Origin of the sequence: Rhodoferax sp. (assembly GCF_012927445.1) — a bacterium.
GTDB lineage: Bacteria > Pseudomonadota > Gammaproteobacteria > Burkholderiales > Burkholderiaceae_C > Rhodoferax.
In genome coordinates, this window is the sequence record NZ_JABBPD010000007.1 from 423,620 (window position 1) to 437,144 (window position 13,525).

13 protein-coding genes are annotated in these 13,525 nt (G+C 59.8%); 8 read left to right on the forward strand and 5 right to left on the reverse strand.

Features of this window, described 5'->3' with window-relative positions; all coding sequences use genetic code 11:
* Window positions 1-78: 78 nt before the first annotated feature.
* The 3 genes from HHJ17_RS13760 (at window position 79) to HHJ17_RS13770 (ending at window position 3,553) form a co-directional block, all read left to right on the forward strand.
* Complete coding sequence (locus tag HHJ17_RS13760) at window positions 79-807, forward strand: tRNA-uridine aminocarboxypropyltransferase (protein WP_296506113.1); 729 nt, start codon at window positions 79-81, stop codon at window positions 805-807.
* Window positions 808-1,073: 266 nt separating this feature from the next.
* Window positions 1,074-1,901: an alpha/beta hydrolase gene (locus HHJ17_RS13765; protein WP_296506115.1), complete on the forward strand. Its 828-nt coding sequence runs from the start codon at window positions 1,074-1,076 to the stop codon at window positions 1,899-1,901.
* Between the two features lie 14 nt (window positions 1,902-1,915).
* A complete protein-coding gene (locus HHJ17_RS13770; RefSeq protein ID WP_296506116.1) occupies window positions 1,916-3,553 on the forward strand; it encodes a diguanylate cyclase in 1,638 nt (545 codons plus the stop codon).
* Between the two features lie 113 nt (window positions 3,554-3,666).
* Here the strand turns inward: HHJ17_RS13770 and HHJ17_RS13775 are convergent, their stop codons facing one another.
* Window positions 3,667-4,575 (reverse strand): LysR substrate-binding domain-containing protein, encoded by a 909-nt coding sequence (locus tag HHJ17_RS13775; RefSeq protein ID WP_296506377.1) that lies wholly within the window; start codon window positions 4,573-4,575, stop codon window positions 3,667-3,669.
* A 268-nt stretch (window positions 4,576-4,843) separates the two neighbouring features.
* Here HHJ17_RS13775 and HHJ17_RS13780 point away from each other — a divergent pair, with 268 nt between their 5' ends.
* From HHJ17_RS13780 to HHJ17_RS13790, 3 genes are all read left to right on the forward strand, one after another.
* On the forward strand, window positions 4,844-6,040 hold the full coding sequence (locus HHJ17_RS13780; protein WP_296506118.1) for an acyl-CoA dehydrogenase: 1,197 nt from the start codon (window positions 4,844-4,846) through the stop codon (window positions 6,038-6,040).
* A 388-nt stretch (window positions 6,041-6,428) separates the two neighbouring features.
* Window positions 6,429-7,700 (forward strand): CaiB/BaiF CoA-transferase family protein, encoded by a 1,272-nt coding sequence (locus tag HHJ17_RS13785; protein ID WP_296506120.1) that lies wholly within the window; start codon window positions 6,429-6,431, stop codon window positions 7,698-7,700.
* 24 nt (window positions 7,701-7,724) lie between these two features.
* Complete coding sequence (locus HHJ17_RS13790) at window positions 7,725-8,684, forward strand: hypothetical protein (RefSeq protein WP_296506122.1); 960 nt, start codon at window positions 7,725-7,727, stop codon at window positions 8,682-8,684.
* Here the strand turns inward: HHJ17_RS13790 and HHJ17_RS13795 are convergent.
* Together HHJ17_RS13795 and HHJ17_RS13800 are read right to left on the reverse strand one after the other, a co-directional pair.
* Entirely contained in the window at window positions 8,681-9,748 is a 1,068-nt protein-coding gene (locus HHJ17_RS13795; protein ID WP_296506123.1) for an HD-GYP domain-containing protein, read from the reverse strand. The genes HHJ17_RS13790 and HHJ17_RS13795 overlap by 4 nt on opposite strands.
* Window positions 9,749-9,754: 6 nt before the next feature.
* Window positions 9,755-10,273, reverse strand: a complete 519-nt coding sequence (locus HHJ17_RS13800) for a flavin reductase family protein (protein WP_296506126.1) — start codon at window positions 10,271-10,273, stop codon at window positions 9,755-9,757.
* 101 nt (window positions 10,274-10,374) lie between these two features.
* Between HHJ17_RS13800 and HHJ17_RS13805 the strand changes: the two genes are divergently transcribed.
* Complete coding sequence (locus tag HHJ17_RS13805; protein WP_296506127.1) at window positions 10,375-11,223, forward strand: M14 family murein peptide amidase A; 849 nt, start codon at window positions 10,375-10,377, stop codon at window positions 11,221-11,223.
* 27 nt (window positions 11,224-11,250) lie between these two features.
* Here the strand turns inward: HHJ17_RS13805 and HHJ17_RS13810 are convergent, their stop codons facing one another.
* Both HHJ17_RS13810 and hpaR read right to left on the reverse strand, forming a co-directional pair.
* The gene (locus HHJ17_RS13810) at window positions 11,251-11,910 is read right to left on the reverse strand and encodes a DsbA family oxidoreductase (protein ID WP_296496730.1); all 660 of its coding nucleotides are present in this window, start codon (window positions 11,908-11,910) and stop codon (window positions 11,251-11,253) included.
* Window positions 11,911-11,912: 2 nt separating this feature from the next.
* Window positions 11,913-12,428, reverse strand: a complete 516-nt coding sequence (gene hpaR / locus HHJ17_RS13815) for a homoprotocatechuate degradation operon regulator HpaR (protein ID WP_296496732.1) — start codon at window positions 12,426-12,428, stop codon at window positions 11,913-11,915.
* Window positions 12,429-12,562: 134 nt separating this feature from the next.
* On the opposite strand from hpaR, the gene HHJ17_RS13820 reads away from it, so the two are divergent.
* Window positions 12,563-13,504: a bestrophin family protein gene (locus HHJ17_RS13820; RefSeq protein WP_296506129.1), complete on the forward strand. Its 942-nt coding sequence runs from the start codon at window positions 12,563-12,565 to the stop codon at window positions 13,502-13,504.
* Window positions 13,505-13,525 lie beyond the last annotated feature (21 nt).

Sequence of the window (13,525 nt, forward strand, 5' to 3'; positions counted from 1 at the left end):
GACGGCGCCATACTTGGCGCTTCTTCAACCTTTTGGCCCATCTATGTCCGGCGTCTTTTTTTACCTGCGGGGAGCAGCATGAGCCATGCGGTTGCCCGCCTGCGCGCGGTGCGCATGGCGCGTCTTGACAAGCCCTTTGTCGCCCGCGGTTCGCGTGCGCCGCGCTGCCCTGGTTGCCGGGTGATGTTCAGCCACTGTCTGTGTGCCTTGCGCCCCCAGGTGCCGACCCGGGCCGGCATGTGCCTGATCATGTGCGACATCGAGCCGCTCAAACCCAGCAATACCGGCTGGTTGATTGCCGATGTGGTGCAAGACACCGCCGCCTTTGGCTGGGCGCGCACCGAGGTGGACCCTGCCTTACTAACGCTGCTGGCCGACCCGCAGTGGGCGCCTTATCTGGTGTTTCCCGGCGAGTTTGTCGATGCCGAGCGTGTCGTCACCGAGGTGCCGGTGATCCCCGGCAAACGGCCGCTGTTTGTCTTGCTCGACGCCACCTGGCCGGAGGCGCGCAAGATGTTTCGCAAGAGCCCCTATCTCAACCACTTGCCGGTGCTCAGCCTGCAGCCCGAACAACTCTCGCGCTACCGCCTGCGCCGCTCGACCCGCGATGACCACCTGTGCACCTCGGAGGTGGCCGCCCTGTGCCTGGCCCTGGCGGGTGAGCCGCAGGCGGCCGAGACCCTGGAGACCTATTTGGATGTCTTCACCAACCATTACCTGAATGCCAAACAGTCCGTGCCGCCGGATCTGGAAGACGCCGCGCATCAGCGTTTACGGGCGCTCGGTATGCCTGCGCAGTTTGGGTAGTTGAAGTCAGTCTGTTGCCGTCGGTGACTGGGGAATGGAGGACTTTCGGCATTAATCGACTCTTGGAGACCCAATCCGGACAAACAATATTCCCATCTGATTGCTCCAGACCGGCCATTCAATCTCGACGCTCGGCGGCCAGCACTGTGTCGCCTACCTCCAAAATGGGCCCCGCCGTTCATTACTCATCCTAAATAGCCCAAATCAAAATTGGTTTTACTGATATCCGCAATAATGAAGCCCAACAAACATCGTTGGATACTCGTGTGAACAAAAATAGAAAAATCTCAAACGTTCTTGCAAGAAACAACGTCAAAGTTCTAGCGGGTGACGGCCCCGTGTTGCTTTATGCCCATGGATTTGGGTGCAATCAAAACATGTGGGATCGCGTGACACCCGCGTTTGAATCATCCCATAAACAGGTCTTGTTCGACTATGTGGGCAGCGGGCGATCCGACATTGCCGCCTTCGATCTCGATAAATACGCCAGTCTCAGTGGCTATGCCCAAGATGTCCTTGATATTTGCGACGCTCTGGATTTGAAAAGTGGTGTCATTTTTATTGGTCATTCAGTCAGTTGCAGCGTAGGACTTCTCGCATTGATTGCCCGCCCCGGACTCTTCGCCAAGTTAGTATTGATCGGTCCCAACCCATGCTTCGTCAACCATGCGCCTGAGTACATCGGTGGTTTTGAGAAAGAAGACCTGGAAGGGCTTCTGGCGTTAATGGACCAAAACTACATTGGATGGGCGAATTATCTTGCGCCAGTGGTTTCGGCACAGGGCGAATCGGGTGCAGTGACAGCGGAACTCTCAGACAGCTTTTGCTCGACCGATCCACAGGCTGCAAAAGTCTTTGCACGAACTGCGTTTTTCTCTGATAACAGGGCTGATCTGCCCAAGGTCACTTTGCCTTGCCTGATTCTTCAGCACCGCACCGACACCCTCGCTCCAGTCAGCGTTGGCGAGTACGTGCATGCCCATTTAGCGGGTAGCACATTGAAAGTGCTGGAAGTGCAAGGCCACTGCGCCCACATGAGCGAACCAGCTCTGGTAATTGATGCAATGCGTGAGTTTCTTGCTTCATCCATTTAGTCAGCAACGTAATCGTGCCAACTTTTGACCAGCTACCTTGCCCCGTTTTGGTGACCGACCGGGGGGGCGTTGTTCAATCGGTCAATCAAAGCTTGCTGGACCTTGTGGGCGGCGTCAAAGGCAGTTGGCTCACAAAGCCGATGGACCTCATGTTTCCCATGGCAAGCAGAATATTCCTGCAGACTCACGTCTGGCCGATGCTGTTGCGTGAAAGTCGAGTCCGTGAAATTCGCTTACAGATTTTGGGTGACGCGGGAACGCGGGTTCCTGTATTTGTGAACTGCCAGGAGACAACGCTTGACGCAAATGATCGCTTCACCTGGGTATTTTTTGTAACGATTGAGCGCAGTCGTTATGAGCAGGAGTTGCTGGAAGCCAGGCAAAGGGCTGAAACGATGTCCGCCGACCTCGCCAAAAGCGAGCGATTCATCCGCACGGTTGCTGATGCAATGCCAAGCATGATCGCCTATTGGGACACACAGTTGCAGTGTCATTTTGCAAACAAGACTTACGAAGATTGGTTTGGACGAACACGTCAGGAAATGATGGGGTTGCCGATATCGACCCTCTTAGGCGCCAGTTTGTATGAAAAGAATTTGCCCTATATACAAGGTGCTTTGGCAGGTGAGCCTCAGGAGTTTGAGCGTGCCATTCTGAGACCTGATGGTTCTGTTGGATACGCACTGGCTAATTACATTCCCGACATTAATTCGAATGGAAGCATCCAAGGATTCTTTGCGCTCGAGACCAACATCAGCCGCCTGAGGGAAGCAGATGCGGCGATTCGACTTTCGGCAAGCGTGTTTGAAGCCACTATGGAAGGCATCTTGGTGACGGATACAGCCGCGATGATTATTTCAGTTAACCCCGCATTCACTGCGCTCACAGGTTACACCTCCGAAGAAGTTGTTGGACAGAATGCACGCATCCTGAAATCCGGACGCCATGATGCGACTTTTTTCGGCGCCATGTTTCAACAATTGCAGGCGACCAAATTGTGGAAGGGCGAAGTCTGGAACAATCGAAAGGACGGCTCGATTTATCTGGAACGACTCTCCATTTCTGCAATATGCAACGAAGCCGGCGAAGTCAGTCGCTATGTCGGGGTATGTGCTGATGTAACCCAACAATGGGACAAGGAACAGCTAGTGCTGCACATGGCTTTGCACGATGGTTTAACGGGTTTGCCGAACCGCTCACTCTTAATGGAACGCGTTGGTCAGCTGATCGCCTTGTCTACCCGTGAACCACGTCACATTGCATTATTGTTTCTCGATTTGGATGGATTCAAATTGGTCAATGACACTTGGGGCCATGAGTTCGGTGATCGTGTGCTAAAGGCCGTTTCCACGCGTCTTTTGGGTTTACTCCGACCGTCTGACACCGTTGCACGCCTTGGGGGAGATGAATTCGTCATTTTGCTGAACAACCCTGAAAGCCGCGACAACGTCGCCATGATTGCCTCGCGTGTCATCGAAGAAGTTAATGCCCCAATGAGTTTTGACGGAAAAACGGCCCATGTGGGTACGTCAATTGGGATAGCTTTTTTTACGAAAGAAGTTACATCGCCAGATGATTTACTCAAAAACGCCGACGATGCCATGTATGAAGCCAAAGCAGCGGGGAAGAATACTTACCGTTTCTCGGATTGATTTATGTAAGCGCCAATTACATGTCCGAGAAGGTTGGAACGGGATACTGATGTTTGTTCGCAAATCGGACTTCCTGAATGCTGCCCTTCGCGAATACCCGCAAACGCTGCATTTCATCCCTTCAATAATCCCGTCACTTGCGCCAACCAGTCCCGAAAAATGGTCACCACTGGCCGCTCGTCCGCGCGCTCGGGCGTGACCAGGTAATAGGCCCGTTCGCTGGGCAGGGGTTGCTGGCAGGCCACCACCAACTCACCACGCGCCAACTCGGTCTCGATCAGCAGTCGCGGCACCAGTGCCAGCCCCATGCCGTGGGCGGCCGCCGCCGCGGTCATTGAAAACAACTCGTAGCGTGGACCCGACAAGGCCTGCGGCGCGCTCACGCCCATGGCGTCAAACCACTGCCGCCAGCCTTCCGGCCGGGTGCTTTGTTGCAACAGGGGGAGCTGGGCGATGGCCTGCGGCGTGAGGGCGGTTTGCGCGCCCAGCAAGGCCGGGCTGCAGACCGGCACCACTTCTTCGGCCAGCAGCCGCACGGCGCGGGTGCCGGCCCAGCGGCGCACCTGCTCGACCGTGCCGGCGTAGAGCGCCGCGTCAAACGCCGTGTCGGTAAACATGAAGGGCCGGGTGCTGGTCTCGATGTGGACCGTGAGTTCGGGATGCTGCGCGGCCAGCAAGGGCAGGCGCGGAATCAGCCAGCGCGTGGCAAAGGTGGGCACCGCCGCCAGATGCAGGCTGCCACTGCGGCCCTGCGGCGACATGACGTCCAGCGTGTCGCGCTCCAGCCCCTGCAGGCGCGGCGCCACCTGCAGCGCGTAGTCGGCGCCGCGCTCGGTCAGCGCCACGCCATGCCGGGTGCGGCGAAACAGGGCAACGCCGAGGAACGACTCCAACGCCGTGATCTGCCGCGACACCGCGCCTTGCGTCAGCGCCAGTTCTTGCGCGGCGCGGGTGTAGCTCTCGTGGCGGGCGGCGGCGTCAAAGCAGGTCAGCGCCTGCAGGGAGGGAATTTTTCTGCGCATGATGTGCGTAATATACATAATTAATTTTCAACAGGGGCTTGCGATTGCTCATTAATTAATAGCGTCTTACGCAGATAGCAAGGAGGCTACTGGCTAAAACTATCCATATGTTCAAACGGTCTGAACGACGGCTCGACCAGTTAGATATGCGTTAAACGCACGAATAGATGACGATAAGTCGTTTGCCCGCGCGCCAGGCGTCCGCTACCATGCGTTAGCCGCTGCCGAGACAGCCCTGATTGATTCAACTTTTCACCCGGAGACTTCCATGGCCCACGCAAGCTTCAACTGGCAAGACCCCTTCTTGCTCGACCAGCAACTCACTGACGACGAACGCATGGTGCGCGATGCTGCCGCCGCCTATTGCCAGGACAAGCTGCAGCCGCGCGTGATCGAGGCCTTCCGCAAAGAACAAACCGATGTCGCCATCTTTCGTGAAATGGGCGCACTCGGCCTGCTCGGCCCGACCATTCCCGAGGCCTACGGCGGCCCTGGCCTGAACTACGTCGCCTACGGCCTGATCGCCCGTGAAGTGGAACGCGTTGACTCCGGCTACCGCTCCATGATGAGCGTGCAAAGCTCGTTGGTGATGGTGCCGATTTTTGAATTTGGCACCGAAGGCCAGCGCCAGAAATACCTGCCGAAACTGGCCAGCGGGGAATGGATTGGCTGCTTCGGCCTGACCGAACCGGATCACGGCTCCGACCCCGGCTCCATGGCCACCCGCGCCCACAAGGTGGCTGGCGGCTACAAACTGTCCGGCAGCAAGATGTGGATCTCCAACAGCCCGATCGCCGACGTCTTCGTCGTCTGGGCCAAAGAGGTGAGCGCGAGCGGCCAGGTCGGACCGATTCGCGGCTTCGTGCTGGAAAAAGGCATGGCTGGTTTGACGGCGCCGGTCATCCACGGCAAGGTTGGCTTGCGTGCCTCGATTACCGGTGAAATCGTGATGGACGGCGTGTTTTGCCCGGAGGAAAACGCCTTCCCCGAGGTGCAGGGTCTGAAGGGCCCGTTCACCTGTCTCAACAGCGCCCGCTACGGCATCGCCTGGGGCGCCTTGGGTGCGGCGGAAGACTGCTGGTTCCGCTCGCGCCAGTACGTGATGGACCGCAAACAGTTTGGCCGCCCGCTGGCGGCCAACCAGCTGATCCAGAAAAAGCTGGCCGACATGCAAACCGAGATTGCGTTGGGGCTGCAGGGCTGTCTGCGGCTGGGCCGCATGAAGGACGAGGGCACGGATTCGGTTGAAATCACGTCGCTGCTCAAACGCAATTCCTGCGGCAAGTCACTCGACATTGCCCGGCTGGCGCGCGACATGATGGGTGGCAACGGTATTTCGGATGAGTTTGGGGTGGCGCGGCATCTGGTGAATCTGGAGGTGGTGAACACCTATGAAGGCACGCACGATATTCATGCGCTGATTTTGGGGCGGGCGCAGACGGGGATTGCGGCGTTTGGTGGGTGATTTTTGGCTTTGTTGGTTTTTTGTTGGGCCTGTATTCCCCCCCTATCCCCCAACCCCTTTCCACCCCCGCCGGGGCGGAAAGGGGGGCTAACTGCCACATTTGGCCTTGTGTTTGAAGGTGAGACGTACACGCGCTGATTTGCGTTGACGCGGAACGCGGCGTTACGGTTTTAAAGTGAATCGTAAAAAACGCCAACGGTCCAAACCGTCAAGTTGAACGTGCCACCTTCAAACACGCGGCCAAATGAGGCTCCCCTCTTTCGCCCGGCGGGGCGAGAGAGGGGCTGGGGGAGTGAGTGGGGGAAACCCCCCGAAAAATACATCCCTAAAAAAAGCCAAAGCCCCACCCCCCAATAAACCCAACTTGAAACCCAAACCAAGAACCGCCATGACCCCAGAAAATCCCCAAACAACGACGCAACCAGGCGCCCTGTCCCACCTCAAGGTACTCGACCTGTCCCGCGTCCTGGCCGGCCCCTGGTGCACCCAGATGCTGGCCGACCTCGGCGCCGACGTGATCAAGGTCGAACGCCCCGGCGCCGGTGACGACACCCGCCACTGGGGCCCGCCATTCCTGAAAGACGCACAAGGAAACGACACCGATCAGGCCAGCTATTTCACCGCCTGCAACCGCAACAAACGCGCCATCACGCTCGACATCGCCCAGCCCGAAGGCCAGGCGCTGATCCGCCAGATGGCGGCGCAAAGCGATATCCTGGTGGAGAACTTCAAGGTCGGCGGCCTGGCGCATTACGGGCTGGATTACGCCAGCCTGCAGGCCCTCAACCCGCGCCTGATTTACTGCTCGGTCACCGGTTTTGGCCAGACCGGGCCCTATGCCGAGCGCGCCGGCTATGACCTGATGATCCAGGCCATGAGCGGCATGATGAGCATCACCGGCCGCCCGGACGAGGTGCCCGGCGGCGGCCCGTTGCGCGTCGGCGTGGCGCTGACGGATATCTTCACCGGTGTCTACGCCTGCAGCGCCATCCTGGCGGCCATCGAGGTGCGCCACCGCACCGGCGCCGGCCAGCACATCGACATGGCCCTGCTCGACGTTGGCATGGCGATTCTGGGCAACCAGGCGGCGGGCTTTTTGAACACCGGCCAGGTGCCGCAGCGCCAAGGCAACAGCCACCCCAGCCTGGCGCCGTACCAGGACTTTCCGACGCTGGACGGCGCCATGCTGCTGGCGATTGGCAATGATGGCCAGTTCCGCCGCTTCTGCAACGCCGCAGGCAGGCCGGAATGGGCGGAGGATGCGCGCTTTGTCGGCATGGCCGGGCGCGTCACCCACCGCAGTGCGCTGATCCCGGCGATGGAAGCCCTTACCCGCACCCGCAGCACCGCGCAGTGGATTGCCCTGCTGGAAGACAAGGCGGTGCCCTGCGGCCCCATCAACGACATCGGACAAGCGTTTGCCGATGACCAGGTGAAAGCCCGTTGTTTAGTGATAAATCAACCGCTAGCCCCCGCTGTTGCTGCGCAATCAGCTATTAAATCTATAGCAAGTGTCGCTAGCCCGCTGCGCCTGATGGCGACGCCGCCGGTGCTGCACCGGGCGCCACCGGCGCTGGGTGAGCACACCGATGAAGTGCTGGCCGAACTGGGGCTGGATGCGGCGCAAATTGCCGCGCTGCGGCAGGGCGGAGTGGTGTAATCGAGCTCTTTGACCGGTGGCTTGATGATGAAACGCAAATTCCAGTATTTACTTGGGCTGTTGGCCGTCCTGGCGGGGGTGGCCAGCGCCCAGCCCGTTTCCTTCGGCCTCTTTGGCGACACGCCGTACAGCCACTGGGAGCGCGAGCACCTGCCCGAGCTGATCAGCGAGATGGACCGTGAAAATCTGGCCTTTGTGGTACATGACGGCGACATTAAAAATGGCGGCAGCGTGTGCAGCGATGAAGTGCTGCGCGACATCCTGGGGGTCTTTCAGGCCTCAAAGACCCCGCTGGTGTATGTGCCGGGCGACAACGAGTGGACCGATTGCCATCGCAAAAGCAATGGCGGCTACGACCCGCTGGAGCGCTTGGCCAAGCTGCGTGAACTGTTCTTTGGCGGGGAAACCACGCTCGGCCAGCGCACACTGGCCCTGGAGCGGCAAAGCCGTGACCCGGCGTTTGCCAGCTACCGCGAAAACGTGCGCTGGGAAGCGGGCGGTGCCCTGTTCGTCGGCCTGAACCTGCCCGGCAGCGAGAATAATTACCACGGCACTACCTTCAAGGGCGGTCCGGTGCCGGAGTTTGTGGCGCGCAGTGCGGCCAACCGGGTCTGGCTGGCGCAGGCCTTTGCCCAGGCTCGTGCCAAAAAACTGGCCGGTATTTTGATCGTGATTCAGGCCGATCCTGAATTTGAAAACGCCAACGTCGGCCACCCCCAGCCGGGTTACCGGGAGTTTTTGACCCAGCTGCAGCAAGAGACGCAGGCCTTTGCCGGGCGCGTCGTGCTGGTGCATGGCGATACCCACTTGCAGCAGATCAACCAGCCGATGCGCGACCCGGTGAGCCAGCAAGTGGTGGGCAACTTTACGCGGGTGGAAACCTTTGGCTACCCCTTTTTCGGCTGGGTCAAGGCCACCGTGGATGTGACCGATCCGCAGGTCTTCCGCTTTTCGCCCCGCCCCTGGCGCACGTCCGCGCCTTAGCCCGGGAAAAATTCCGGGTGGGCCTGGATGATTTTCTTCAGGTGGGCGAAGCAGGTTGCATCAATCGCGGTGCCGACCGTGTCGGCCATGATTGCCAGTGTTTTTTCCACCGGCACGGCACTGCGGTAGGGCCGCTCGGCCGTGATGGCGTCAAAAATATCGGCGGTGGTGATGATGCGGGTTTCCAGCGTGATGTCCGCCGCCTGGAGGCCACGCGGATAACCGCCGCCATCCAGCCGCTCGTGGTGCGCCGCCGACACGCGTGCCAGCTCATCGAAGCTCTGGATGCGCCCCAGGATGGACTCGGTGTAAACCGCATGGCGTCGGACCGCCGCCCACTCGGCCTCGTCCAGTTTGCCGGGCTTGTCGAGAATGGCGTTGCTGACGCCGAGCTTGCCGACGTCGTGCAGCAGGGCACCGCGTTTCAGCCAGCGCCGGCGTGCTTCCGGAATCTCCATTGATTCCCCCAGCAGGGCCGTGTAGAGCCCCACCCGGGCGCTGTGGCCGGCCGTAAAAGGGCTTTTGGCGTCCACCACCTGGCCAAAGGCTTCGGCAATGTCGTCGAGGTAGTCTTCGTCCAGCACCGCTTCATGGCCGCCCGGCTCCATGGCGAAGACTTGTGTCTCCAGGTCGGCCGCGTTCAAGGTGGCCCAGAACGGGGCGGCGCTGGCCACGGCCAGAAACGCATCGACCAGTTCGGGGTCAAACCATTTGCCGCGCCGGTGTTGCACCTCCGCCGCCGCCGCGGCCGGGCCGGTGTGGCGCAGCACAAACCGCAACACTTGCGGCAAACTGCCGTCCACCCATTTGAAATCACGCTTGAAGGAAAGGTCATCGGTCAGGTACAGCTCGCAAATGCGCGAGGCGTTGCTGCTGCAGCCCAAATCCTTCAGCAGCAGGGTGTAATAAAGCTCCCACAGCTGCTCGGTCGGCAGGCCCAGCTGCTGGCCGATGTGCATGCCGATCCAGCAGCAGCGCACGCAATGCCCCTCGGGCTGGCCCTCCGTGATGTCGAGCGCATGGCTGAGCGCCCCCATCAGTTCTGACAGTTTCAAGGCCTGCATCAATGCCTACAAAGGGTGCTCGGTGTAAAACTTGCCACCGTGGTACAGCAGCGGAGAAGCACCGACGCGGTGTGAGCAGCGCTCCACTTCACCGACAAAAATAACGTGGTCGCCCTCGGAATAGCGGCTGCGGTTAAAGCATTCAAACGTGGCCGCCGCGCCGGCCAGCAGCGGCGCGCCGCCGACGCCTTCCAGAAAGGCGACATCGGCAAAACGGTCCACCCCCTTGGTGGCAAAACGTTTGGCCAGTTCTTTCTGGTCCGCCGCCAGGATGTTGATGGCGTAGTGCGAGCCGGTGCTGAAGGCAGGCATGGACGCCGCCGCCCGGGCCAGACTCCACAGCACCAGTGGCGGGTTGAGCGATACCGAGTTGAACGAGTTGGCGGTCAGTCCAACGAACTCACCTTCGGCGGTGCGGGCGGTCACGATGGTGACGCCCGTGGCAAACATGCCCAGGGCGGCTCTAAACTCGGGCGCGGAAAAATTGGGGGCGTGAGCCTTGAGGCTCAAATCAGACAAAGACATGGCTTAAATTTACCCGAAAATTCCGCCAGGCCGGAAAACGCGCGGCATACCCTTCGATTCAACGCCCCGTGGTCGCATCGCCAGGCGAATAAAATCAGGCCATGCGTTCTTGCCATTCCCTGTTTGTTATTCTTGCTACTTTTTTTATAGCGTCCCGCGTTTCTGCTGCAGGACTGTGCGACGATTTTTATGCCCGCTTGCCGAATGTGCAGCGCTCCCTGTGCGAAGACGCCAAGCTCCAGGCCAACGCGGCCCGCAGCGTCAAGGGTCGCGCCCTTTACACGCGGGACATTCGTCCGGATGACGCTCGCCTGCGGGTGCTGGTGATTGGCGGTATCCATGGCGACGAGTTGTCGTCCGCGTCGGTGGCCCTGCACTGGATTGGGCTGGCACAAGCCGCACCATCGCAAACGCACTGGCGTTTCATTCCCGCACTCAACCCGGATGGGCTGTTCAGCCGCCCGTCGCGCCGCGTCAACGCCAATGGCGTGGATCTGAACCGCAATTTTCCAACGCCCAACTGGAAGCGCGAGGCCCCGTTTTATTGGGCCAAACAAACGCGCAAAGACCCGCGCCGCTGGCCGGGCAAGCTGCCGCTGAGCGAGCCGGAGTCCAAGTTCATCGTGGAAGAAATGCAACGCTTCAAGCCCAACCTCATTGTCAGTATTCATGCGCCCTATGGCCTGCTGGACTTTGATGGCCCGCTGGCGCCGCCCGTGCGCCTGGGCCGCCTGTATCTGGATCAGGTGGGCATTTACCCCGGCTCGCTGGGCAATTACGGCGGCGTCCACAAGGGCATGCCGGTGGTCACGATTGAACTGCCGAGCGCGCTCAAAACGCCGTCGGATGCCGAGATGCAGCGGATGTGGCTCGACCTGAGGCGCTGGATGGGCGAACGCATGGGGCCGAGCACCACCGTCTTGGCGCCTGTTCCTGCGGCGCGGAAGTAGGCTGCGCCCAAGCGGCGCAGCCTTGTTTCAGTCGCGGCCCGCGACCGCCTGTTGCATGGCACCCAGCAACGTGGCGGGGTCGTGCGCGCCAGAGACGGTCACCTTCTGGTTGAAGATGAAAAATGGCACACCGCTGATGCCCAGACTCCGGATGTGGGCGTCGGCCTGGGCCACCTCTTCCAAATGCTCGGGATCGGTCACAAAGGCGCGGGCGTCTTCGCCGTTGAGACCGGCTTCTTCGGCAATGTTGGCCAGCACATCCAGGTTGCCAATGAAGCGGTTTTCGACAAAATAAGCCCGGAACAAGCGCTCCTGGATGTCGCTGCCGTCGGCATCACCCAGCTGGGCAAAGGCAATCAGGGCGTGCGCCGCCAGCGTGTTGGGTTGGCGTGCGATGCCGTCGATATTCAGCGTCAGCCCGACCGCCTGGCCGGCGGCGCGAATCCGCTCGTAGATCTCGGCGGCGCGCTCCGGCCCGCCAAACTTGTCTTCCAGGTACGCCTGGCGCGACACGCCTTCGACCGGCAAGTCCGGGTTGAGTTGAAACGGGTGCCAGCGGATGACGACATTCGGCAGGTGATAGGCCTCGGGCAAGGCCAGGGCGGCTTCAAGCTTGCGCTTGCCGATGTAGCACCAGGGGCAGACGACGTCGGACACCACGTCGATGGTGAGGGTAGGGCTGTTCATGGCTAAATTGTAGGCGGCGCGTTCAGTGCGGCAGCGGCAGCCGGCGCCGTTGCCGGTAGCGCAATCGGCGGAACTGGCTTGTTCTGCACGCCGATGAACGTTTCCAGCGCGTTGAACAGGTCGTCAAAAATTTCTTTGCCGAACGCCTGTTCGATCTGTTGGTACTGCAAATCGATCAAGGGCGCCATGTCGTTCACCAGTTGATCCCCTTTGGGCGCCAAACGAACCACCACCCGGCGCTGATCGCCTGCAACGCGACTGCGTTGAACCAGCGCCAGCTCTTCCATGCGCCCCAGCACGCCCGTCATGCTGGCACTGTGAATCTGGCACAGGCTGCAAATTTCACGTGGCTCCAGCTGCGAATATTCATCCAGCGCACGCAGGATGCGCCACTGCTGGTCGGTCAGACCAAAGTGTTTCAGGATCGGGCGGAAGTGCGCCATCAGGCTCTCCCTGGCCTTTAAAAAAAGTTGCGGCAGGTTGCGGTAGGTAATGCGGGGCGTCAAGTTGGGTGCCATTTCTAGTGTTGCTTCGGGATCAAAGACGTTTTGGCAGGCAAAAAACGCGCATTTAATCGCTAATATATTAGCGATTAAAATACTAATATATTTGTGAATTTCTTTGAAAATCGGTCCCTAAAGGGAATTTAGACATGATTGTCAGAAGCCGGCCATCCGGGCTCAAGATGTTCTTGCTGCTTCGCGGCTCCATCTTGCCGCGGATTTTGCCATCGTTGATCGCCACCACGGTGATCGCCACCGGGGTCACGCTGACCCATGGCGACCTGTTTGCGCTCAAGATAACCCTGACCACGATTCCCTTCACCTTGATCGGCTTGCCGCTGGCGATTTTCTTGGGCTTTCGCAACAACGTGGCCTATGACCGCTTTTGGGAAGCGCGCAAGCTATGGGGCGAACTGGTCCATAAAAGCCGGAGCCTGTCGCGCCAGTGCCAAAGCTTGATTGCCTATGCCGAGTCGGCCCAGGCCAGTCGCGGTTTAGTGGATCTACGGGTCCGCATGATTTACCGCGCCATTGCGTTCGCGCACGCTTTGCGCCACCAGCTGCGCGACACCGACGCACAGCCGGAATTGAAAGGCCTGCTCCTGGAGTCGGAGTGGCAACAACTGCAAAAGGCATCCAACAAGCCGGATTTCCTGATGCTGAAAATGGGTCAGGATCTGGCGCAGAGCCTGAAAGAGGGGCGGATTGACAGCTGCCTGGCGGCCGGCATTGACAGCACCCTGTCCGCCATGACCGCCGCTGCGGGCGGGTGCGAGCGCATCAAAAGCACACCGATCCCGTTTTCCTACACGCTGCTGTTGCACCGGACCGCGTACTTGTATTGCTTTTTGCTGCCGTTCGGGCTGGTCGACTCCATCGGCTTCATGACCCCGTTTGTGGTGGCCATCGTGGCCTACACTTTTTTCGGCCTGGATGCGCTGGGCGATGAGATCGAAGAGCCGTTTGGCATGGACGCCAATGACCTGCCTTTGAATGCCATCTGCCGCACCATTGAAATCAACCTGCGGGAATCCCTGGGCGACGAAGACAGTCCCGCGCCGCTGGCGCCCGTCAACTATTGCTTGACGTAAATGCAGCTACCCCCGTCACAT

What these genes read in the sequence shown, in the direction of transcription:
- hpaR (WP_296496732.1), bottom strand. Translation starts at nt 12,428, where the DNA reads ATGGCACCCAACTTGACGCCCCGCATTACCTACCGCAACCTGCCGCAA.
- HHJ17_RS13805 (WP_296506127.1), top strand. Translation starts at nt 10,375, where the DNA reads ATGCGTTCTTGCCATTCCCTGTTTGTTATTCTTGCTACTTTTTTTATA.
- HHJ17_RS13780 (WP_296506118.1), top strand. Translation starts at nt 4,844, where the DNA reads ATGGCCCACGCAAGCTTCAACTGGCAAGACCCCTTCTTGCTCGACCAG.
- HHJ17_RS13760 (WP_296506113.1), top strand. Translation starts at nt 79, where the DNA reads ATGAGCCATGCGGTTGCCCGCCTGCGCGCGGTGCGCATGGCGCGTCTT.
- HHJ17_RS13790 (WP_296506122.1), top strand. Translation starts at nt 7,725, where the DNA reads ATGATGAAACGCAAATTCCAGTATTTACTTGGGCTGTTGGCCGTCCTG.
- HHJ17_RS13810 (WP_296496730.1), bottom strand. Translation starts at nt 11,910, where the DNA reads ATGAACAGCCCTACCCTCACCATCGACGTGGTGTCCGACGTCGTCTGC.
- HHJ17_RS13785 (WP_296506120.1), top strand. Translation starts at nt 6,429, where the DNA reads ATGACCCCAGAAAATCCCCAAACAACGACGCAACCAGGCGCCCTGTCC.
- HHJ17_RS13820 (WP_296506129.1), top strand. Translation starts at nt 12,563, where the DNA reads ATGATTGTCAGAAGCCGGCCATCCGGGCTCAAGATGTTCTTGCTGCTT.
- HHJ17_RS13800 (WP_296506126.1), bottom strand. Translation starts at nt 10,273, where the DNA reads ATGTCTTTGTCTGATTTGAGCCTCAAGGCTCACGCCCCCAATTTTTCC.
- HHJ17_RS13795 (WP_296506123.1), bottom strand. Translation starts at nt 9,748, where the DNA reads ATGCAGGCCTTGAAACTGTCAGAACTGATGGGGGCGCTCAGCCATGCG.
- HHJ17_RS13775 (WP_296506377.1), bottom strand. Translation starts at nt 4,575, where the DNA reads ATGCGCAGAAAAATTCCCTCCCTGCAGGCGCTGACCTGCTTTGACGCC.